This window comes from Pseudovibrio sp. Ad26, from assembly GCF_001623285.1.
Taxonomy (GTDB): Bacteria; Pseudomonadota; Alphaproteobacteria; order Rhizobiales; family Stappiaceae; genus Pseudovibrio; species Pseudovibrio ascidiaceicola.
This window is the reverse complement of record NZ_LMCE01000103.1, coordinates 1-7,409: the sequence shown is the minus strand read 5'-3', so window position 1 is coordinate 7,409 and position 7,409 is coordinate 1. Positions and strand designations below refer to the sequence as shown.

At 41.8% G+C, this 7,409-nt stretch carries 6 protein-coding genes and 1 pseudogene; 1 reads left to right on the top strand and 6 read right to left on the bottom strand.

The genetic code is table 11. The features are described 5' to 3' along the window. The 6 genes from PsAD26_RS29080 to PsAD26_RS29755 all read right to left on the bottom strand — a co-directional run. Positions 1-687, bottom strand: a 687-nt coding sequence (locus PsAD26_RS29080; protein ID WP_153041552.1) for a 7-cyano-7-deazaguanine synthase, incomplete at its 3' end; no start/stop codon positions are given. 389 nt (positions 688-1,076) lie between these two features. Next, complete coding sequence (locus PsAD26_RS22915) at positions 1,077-2,027, bottom strand: SDR family NAD(P)-dependent oxidoreductase (protein ID WP_063312274.1); 951 nt, start codon at positions 2,025-2,027, stop codon at positions 1,077-1,079. A gap of 53 nt (positions 2,028-2,080) precedes the next feature. Continuing rightward, complete coding sequence (locus PsAD26_RS22910) at positions 2,081-2,839, bottom strand: class I SAM-dependent methyltransferase (RefSeq protein ID WP_193758338.1); 759 nt, start codon at positions 2,837-2,839, stop codon at positions 2,081-2,083. A 58-nt stretch (positions 2,840-2,897) separates the two neighbouring features. Continuing rightward, on the bottom strand, positions 2,898-3,941 hold the full coding sequence (locus PsAD26_RS22905; protein ID WP_063312272.1) for a hypothetical protein: 1,044 nt from the start codon (positions 3,939-3,941) through the stop codon (positions 2,898-2,900). Between the two features lie 206 nt (positions 3,942-4,147). Beyond that, positions 4,148-5,467 (bottom strand): hypothetical protein, encoded by a 1,320-nt coding sequence (locus PsAD26_RS22900; protein ID WP_063312271.1) that lies wholly within the window; start codon positions 5,465-5,467, stop codon positions 4,148-4,150. A gap of 91 nt (positions 5,468-5,558) precedes the next feature. After that, positions 5,559-5,720, bottom strand: coding sequence for a hypothetical protein (locus PsAD26_RS29755; RefSeq protein WP_193758337.1), 162 nt, complete (start codon positions 5,718-5,720; stop codon positions 5,559-5,561). 567 nt (positions 5,721-6,287) lie between these two features. On the opposite strand from PsAD26_RS29755, the pseudogene PsAD26_RS30070 reads away from it, so the two are divergent. Continuing rightward, a pseudogene (locus tag PsAD26_RS30070) lies at positions 6,288-7,051 on the top strand (IS3 family transposase); the annotation flags it as partial. Positions 7,052-7,409 lie beyond the last annotated feature (358 nt).

Sequence of the window (7,409 nt, the reverse complement as noted above, 5' to 3'; positions counted from 1 at the left end):
GAAAAAAAAAACATGGCATTGTTGACAGCTGGAACAAGGCCTACCATTTTGTGGCATTAAACAAGATTGACTTTCTTCCACGCTTAATCCTAAGACGAGGCTTAGAGCTGCAATTGTCGCTTTAGAAGAAAAAGCAAACGGCGCAGCTACTTGTATAGAGGCGCCAGCTTCCTCACTAAGGATCAGTTTGTTCACAGCGCCCAACATGTCAGTAGATGTGGCAGTTTCGCTATCTGACGCCCAGTCTTCATAAATTAGACCTGAAAATAGGTATCTAGACCGAGCTTGCTTGGCGATAGCCGCGCCAATTGTTAAATACACAGAGTAAAGTTCTGGCAAGTTAAACACATTATCTTCGAGCCTTTTTCGTGGCGCTGGATATTCTACAGTAATGTGTTCATTTGAAAATCGCGATGCAAGACGTTGAGAGTATATGGCCTCAGATATTGGTCGATCAGATCGGAGAAATTCAATAGTCTGAATTTTTAAGTTGGCGGATGAAGCTAAGGCAATCATTGTTGCAGAATCCAGCCCACCTGATGTTAAAATACTCACCAAAGTTCCGGGGGCGAGATCGATTAACGCACGTAAACTTAAGTGATTAAATATTGAGCCATTTTGCCTCTGCTCCAGGAGCATATGTTTCAAAACTGGATGAAGTGTAGAGGATGTCGAATTGTAATTCACCGATCTAAAATCTCATGTCGTTTACCAGATGGCTAATTCATTAACTATAGTAAAAGCAATGTCATGCTTAATATATCATTTTAAAATATACTAAAACCACAATCACTCAAGTGAAATTATTTCATCTACATTGCATGTTTAAATAATACTGATGCTAGATACCTAGAGGTAACTAAGTACATATTTTATTTATCGTTAGATTTGAGATGTGAAGCAATGTTTTATATGCTGCAAGATAAAGTAATGGATCGCACATTGACGACCCACTTAGATATACTCCTCTAAAGGTATTATTCCTCATGTAGAGGCATTTGTGATCTATTGGACAGGGTTATCCCACTTTTTGCCTGTCTAAATTTCAAATTAAGTAAAGTTACATGTAAAAATTCTCAACCAGATGGAGGATATGCTATTAAGTTATTAATCTCTTGGTCCGTAAACCTTTGCGCGTTTACCGTTGACAATTCTTCTTTTACGGGCTTAGAAGCATAACTAGAAAAATCAATAATGAAACCATTTGAGCTCGCAAGCCGATACTGTTGAGTATGGGGAAGCTCTGGAGCCCCAAAAAGCCATTGGTCGATCATATCGCCTTTCCTTGGGGCAGATCCTTGCCATTGTCCTCCGAAACGCTTTACCCAAATGTCTAAAATATCTGAAATTTGAGCCGCCTTGAGACTTGGTACAAATATTCTCCCACCTAGATTATCAATTTCATTAAGACAGTTTCCAATAATTGCTATAGCTTCAGGCAAACTCATGAAAAACCGTTTCATATTCGGCCCCGTAGAGTCGATGACTTTACCATGTAGGACCATGTTGCGCCAAAGCGTAAACACCGAGCCCGAGGACCATGTTAAATTTCCTAGCCTAACCAGTGAAAATTGCGTTTTTCCGGTACCGTTCAGGGTCACAAAGCATCGTTCCATAAGAGCCTTAGACATACCATAAGTAGTCATAACGGGCGCTGCTGCCTTATCTGACGAAACACCAATCACAGTCTTGCACTCATGTTTGATGGCAGCTCTGGCAATATTTTGAGATCCACGAATATTTATGTCAATGCACTCTAGGGGCTCCGTTTCAGCGAGACTGACATGTTTGCTGGCAGCTGCGTGAATTACTACTGCAGGCCGAAAATCACAAAAAACATCTTCTACTGAAGATGACGAAGATACATCGAGCGGTTTAATGCGACACCCTGTTTGATTAGCAGCTTCAATTAGAGGTGCTTGACTCCGAGATGCAAGAAGCACTTCATGCCCATTGGCCTTGAAATGTTGCCCAAGCCCGCGCGCCAGATATCCGCTCCCTCCCGTAATGAGAATTCGTTCTGCCAAATCTATACTCCTCCCCTAACTCTTTTTGAGTTCTAATCTGCTTGTATTAATCATTAAGAAGACTTGATTGCAAAGTATTTACGGCATCTATCTTTCCCAAAAGCTGTAATCGGGACTTCAATAACTTTCTTATTCACCTCTTTGCTATAATCCATTACTGCTGCACGAACATTTGAATTCTGAAAGTCGTCGCCCAACAAAACACCGTGTTTAGTCAACAGCTTGGTTGAAAGGACCAAATCGATATACACGTCAATGTAATCGTGAGACCCATCTATATAAATCAAGTCGAACTGCAAACCACGTGCGGCCAAAACTCTTAATGCTGTTGATGATGGCTGCTGTATACATGTAACTAAATCAAGCGTACCGCTGAATGTTACATTGGCAGCAAATCTAGTGAAAAACTTAGTGATAGGAAATTGCTCATCTTTTTTCATATTCAGGAAGTTATCAGGCACTGCTTCATGCCATAAAACAGGTCCCCCTAACCAGGTATCGACGCATACAACCGGAATGTTCAGAGTTCGTGCAATCAGGATCGCAGTATCTCCTTGATGGCTTCCAACCTCTAAACAAGATTTAGGTTGAATATCTATATATCTAAGTAGCTCTTCGAGCTCTTCTTCACACATTGAAGCCGAGAATTTTTTTTCAGGGACCTGATCTTTTGTGAAGGGGCCACTCAATTCTATAGGACATCGGTTGCCATAGAGTCGCTTTACGACATCTTGCTTAGAGGAGACGGCAATATGATCAAGGTGCTCTAACTCAATCCAAGAATGTTCGATTTTTTCGGATAAATTTGACATCAAGAAGTTCATTGGCTCACAGACAAGTTCGCATCTAAAGATAGAAATTAAGATTTCTCTATAAAGCTAATGTCTCTCTATGGAAGAAAGCATAATCGCCTGTGTATTTTACGACATCGGCTAAGTTAAGTGTTTCTGTCTCGCCCTTCAGATAGCTCGAAACCAATGAGAGTTTTTTATCCCAGTCGGTAAATGGTAACGGCCTAGCTTGCTCCTTTAGATTGGGATGTTGTGTGTGATATTCTAATAATTCTGGCACGACATAAGCATGTCCCGTTGTCGTTGCCTCAGATGCAAAAAACAACGTTATCGCCGGTTTATCTCGGGAAGTTGAGAGAACCGTTTCGACATCGTGGATACATTCAGCGGGCATAAAATAGCTATCCCCTTCCTTGAGAGAAACTTGATCTTCAACCGCCGTTAGATTTGCTTTCCGTCGATGTATGTGGGGTGGCCATATGCCGTCAATTTTCTCTAAGCAAATATTATTATATCTACCATTCCGTATAGCCGGAGTATCTTCTTGTTCGACATATATCGACTGTTTTAATGAACCCTTAGAGAGCATAGAAACGAAGTCGAACGGATGTGAATGTGGCGGCTCCATTACAATATCTGACTTACCTTCGACACCCATTGCAAAACCTTTCGCATTAGGATTAGGTTGCCAAATGTGAATACTTAATCCCCAAGTAGCAGGGTTGTAACCAAGCCTTTCTCTTAATGTTGGGAATGAATGCATGGTCCCTGCAGTCGGATGACTAAGTGAGTTAACTAAGGTCGTCTGACCACACCAGCCATAAATACAATGCATGGTCCCTTTAGAGGAGTCTTCACTTAACTTCCTCTCAATTGTACCAGTTTGACTGCCTGCTTCACGAAGGGCATCAAGGAATATAGCTAATGTTTCTGCGCGTCCTAACGTTCGAACCAGCGTATTCATACGCTGGATACGCTCATCTCCTCTCGGAAAAGAGCGAATTTCTTCGATGATTAACTGTAAATCTTGAAGAGGAGTAGAAGTTGATTTATCTTGCAACCAGTTATTGATTAACGCGTTGATATTATGCTCTGTCTCAATGTGACAATCAAGATTGGACATAGTGTCTTTGCTGTCATGTAAACTTAAACCGTTGTAATTTGTGGAATTTCTCTCGTTGATCATTATGGTGAGCCTTTAACAAAGATGATTATTACTTATATCATTCATGATTTTGAGTAATTTTAATAATAACATCTAAATATTAGCAATATAACTGCACATGTGAGTATAAAGACATAACTAAACGCTATTATGTGAAGCAAATACTACACCTCAAAAGAATGCAGCTCGAGGGGTTTCTTGGAGGTGGTAGCTAGCGGCGGCAACTCCGCCACGCATCTATCTGCATAACTATTTATACGCCTTTGCAACTCATCGCCTGACATACCTCTTTCTTGATAATCATAAGCTAAAGACAACGACAGAATATCGAGCATGTTATTCTTTTTCACTAGTTGCGAAGATGGGCTTATCCATTCAAGTTGCTCAGTCGAATAGCAGCTTTTTACATCATCGACATTTCCCATTAACTCATGAAGTCTACTAAGGCTTGACTTGGTTTGATGATTGTTGCTAAATGTTTCTCCCCAATTTAAAGTGCTGTCTTTAACTCTTGTGACTGAAAAAGGCTCCTCAAAGAGGCCGAGCATCTTATAGTGCCCGAAGTCAACGAGTGTTGAGGATGAATCACTCCATTCGAATTGATCGCACAATTGGATATTTGGAGATAAGCTGGTAAATGGGAGATCTAATTGCTTTTCATTTGCGAGTTTCTTTATGATATCTTGATCGTACGGCTGATCCCATTCATAAAATTTAAGTTTTGGCTGACCTTCATCCAGTATGATTTGAAAGCCCTCTGCAGACGAAGTAAGGCCAAGATTCTGCAAGTATTTTTCAATTGTTATCATCATCTTATGGGCCGAAGATGATCGCTCAGGGATTGCTTCATTGTTAGGGGGGCGGTAATGTGCAGCTCTAACAATAGATGTAGCTCGAATAGGAGGCCGATCCGGCATCTGGACATCGAAGCCTAAATCAACGAGCCCCAGATAAGGTAGCGTGTCAAAAGGAGCGTTTTCGGTAAGTGAGACTTTATAGATAATGCGATAAAGTAACATTTCCTTAATGGCTTCATCCAGCAACAGGAAGCCATTGTTATGCCTAAATTCTGGATAGGGTCGTCTGTGGTTTGGAACGCCAATGCCTTTTACATCAGCAATAATTCCATCGCGAAGAATTTCGGAAAATCCATCATCCATTTTTGATTGAATTATCGCCGCGCGACCATAGAGCGGAGGACGATAGGCATTAATTTTGAAAGGCTTGGTTCTGACCGTATCTCCACTGAGACCTTTTAGCTGCCCTGCAGAAATAACCCCCCCAACACTCAGCACCCATTGACGCATCAAAAGATCACACGCCGCCTTATTTGCGCTCAACATTTGGTCAAATGCAAATGAGTTGACAAAAATCGTTCGAGCATCTTCTAAATAATGAACATATTCAATATCAACCGCATAAGGTGAATTATCGATGTATTGATCTATAGTTAATTGGCACGCGTGTGATTTTCTACCGAACATTCTAGTATACAACCTAAAATAAAATATTTGCAACTAAGATATGAATAAGTTGGTAGCTTGAAGGTCGCCCTCCAAGCTACCGATTTTCTAATTAGCACTGCTCGCTAACTTCGCCACTACTTTCCTCAGATCCGCCATATACAAGCCTTAGATCTTCAAAATTCAGTGGAGTGGCAACGCTATTTTTCTCTTTTGAAATTTTATTTTCTTTAATTTCAACTGTAGTACTAATTCTATTCTCATTTCTAGACATTATCTTCTCCTTTAAAGCATCAAGGATTACTAATATTAAACACCACAACTTAGAAATTTACATATATTTAGTGAACCAACTATATGCAGCGAATCTAAGCGGTGCCGTCACATGATACCACTGATTTTTATGTATAATTGATGAAATAATTTGTATTATTCTCACTATGAGATACAATATATGTGATTTATGAGATTAGTTATTTTGCATTACTTTACGAGAGTTATTGGAAATTTTTAATTGCATCAGCACTGGCGACATACTTAACTAACATTGCAGAGATAGCTCTGGAATTTTGGGCAAGTGGTCTAAGTGATTAAGCACCTAAAACTGACAAGATGCCCAAAACAGAAGAATGTCTTGAGCAAATGTTCGCGCCGGAAACATAGCCCGGCTTTTAAAGCTCAAGTTTCCTTTTACTGCTTTCGTGGCGAGAGGACCTTGACGTGCATCCCAACAGATCAAACAATAAAAGTAACAGGCACTGACAGTACTTCGGTAATTCCCCCGCAATTTGATCGAGTTTACAAGTAGAGATATTGTTGCCTCTTATTGAGGACTGATTTTATGAAGAAATCTCGCTTCAGAGACGCGCAGATCATTGCAATCTTGAAGCAGGGCGAAAGCGGCATCCCGGTTGCTCAGCTGTGCCGGGAACACGGTATGAGCGCGGCGAGTTACTATAAATGGCGCGCCAAATATGGCGGCCTTGATGCACCGATGATCTCAGTGATGAAGTCTACTGAAGAAGAGCTGCGCCGGTTCAAGAAGATGTATGCCGAGCTGTCACTGCAAAATGATCTTTTAAAGGAAGCGCTTTCAAAAAAGTACTGAAGCCATCTCAGCGCAAGGAGATGGCTGTGCTTGCTGTTGAAAGAAGAGGGATTTCTATCGCTCTGGCTTGTCGCACCTTTGGTGTGAGTGAGCGCTGCTACCGTTATGAACGGCGCTTTTGCGATAAAAATGCTGTCATTGCTGACTGGCTGGTGCGGTTAACAACCACCAACCGGACTTGGGGGTTTGGGCTGTGCTTTCTTTATCTTCGCAATATCAAAGGCTTTAACTGAAACCACAAACGTGTCTATCGCATTTACCGCGAGTTGGAGCTGAACCTGCGGATCAGGCCGCACAAGCGCTTGAAACGGGCAAAACCTGACAAGCTGGCAGTGCCAGAGCAGCCTAATCAGGTCTGGTCGATGGACTTCATGTCAGACCAGCTTGAAGATGGCAGGCGATTCAGAACGCTCAACATTCTCGATGACTTCAACCGGGAGGGATTGTCGATCGAGGTCGATTTCTCTCTTCCAGCACTCAGGGTGGTGCGTGTTTTAAGAGCTATAACTGAATCTGGTGTATGGGGGCTTTTGAGATAGCAGCGGTCGAGTAGCCCGAAGGAGTTTCACCCTCGGGCTCTCACAGAACCGGACGTAAGCCTCTCAACTCATCCGGCTCTTCCTGTTCGGCTCAAATGGCTTTGTGTTCTTCATTAAATCATCCCGTTACCGGTTGCTTAATAATTTCCACTGAACAGGGCAGCCCCTTCGCTCCGGGTCCATTACAGAGGTAATCCCCCCGGAATTTGATCGAGTTTGAAAGTAGAGATATTGTTGCCTCATATTGAGGACTGATCTTATGAAGAAATCTCGTTTTAGTGACGCGCAGATTATTGCAATTCTGAAGCAGGGAGAA

What these genes read in the sequence shown, in the direction of transcription:
- PsAD26_RS29755 (WP_193758337.1), bottom strand. Translation starts at nt 5,720, where the DNA reads ATGTCTAGAAATGAGAATAGAATTAGTACTACAGTTGAAATTAAAGAA.
- PsAD26_RS22900 (WP_063312271.1), bottom strand. Translation starts at nt 5,467, where the DNA reads ATGTTCGGTAGAAAATCACACGCGTGCCAATTAACTATAGATCAATAC.
- PsAD26_RS22910 (WP_193758338.1), bottom strand. Translation starts at nt 2,839, where the DNA reads ATGTCAAATTTATCCGAAAAAATCGAACATTCTTGGATTGAGTTAGAG.
- PsAD26_RS22905 (WP_063312272.1), bottom strand. Translation starts at nt 3,941, where the DNA reads ATGTCCAATCTTGATTGTCACATTGAGACAGAGCATAATATCAACGCG.